This window comes from Streptomyces glaucescens, assembly GCF_002154375.1.
In the GTDB taxonomy this organism is placed as follows: domain Bacteria; phylum Actinomycetota; class Actinomycetes; order Streptomycetales; family Streptomycetaceae; genus Streptomyces; species Streptomyces glaucescens.
Genome location: NZ_MUND01001050.1, coordinates 1 through 586, shown reverse-complemented (window position 1 = coordinate 586; position 586 = coordinate 1). Strand labels below are relative to the sequence as shown.

Annotated in this window: 1 pseudogene; it reads right to left on the bottom strand. The window is 68.3% G+C overall.

The annotated features are described in order from the left end of the window. A pseudogene (locus CCN42_RS40490) lies at positions 1-586 on the bottom strand (bestrophin-like domain); the annotation flags it as partial.

Sequence of the window (586 nt, the reverse complement as noted above, 5' to 3'; positions counted from 1 at the left end):
CGCCGTCGCCGCGAGGCCCCGGCTGTAGGGCGCGTCGAAGTCCCAGATGAGGAAGAGCATGAAGGCGATCAGCGCGGAGAACAGCACGGCGAGGATCAGTTCCCGGGGGGTGCGCCGGATCTGCAGGGCGAGGATCATCCCGATGGTGATCACGGCCCCGGTGATCAGGCCGAACCACACCACGCCCGGCATGGTCGGCTCGGTCGAGTCCGCGCGGGCGTTGCGCGCCTGGTCGGCGGCGCTGATCTGGTCGATGAGCGGTTGGTAGGCCTGCGCCTCGAAGTCGTCGCGCGGCTCGTAGTCGGTGAGGTCCACGCGGATGCGCCGCAGCAGCTCGTCACCGCGCTCGGTGACCTTGCCCTGGTCAACCATTGCCTTCCACTCGGTGGTGACGACGTGTCCGACGTAGGCGTTGACATCGTCCCGGATCCGGTCGCGGANNNGCGCCGCGCGCCTCCCAGACTCCCGCGATGGCCAGGCCCAGGACGATGGCGTAGATCACGCCGATCCACATCGTCATGTACTCGATGACGTCCGGGGTCTCCGTGGGATCCTCGTCTTCGCTCGCGGCGCGATGGCGTACGAA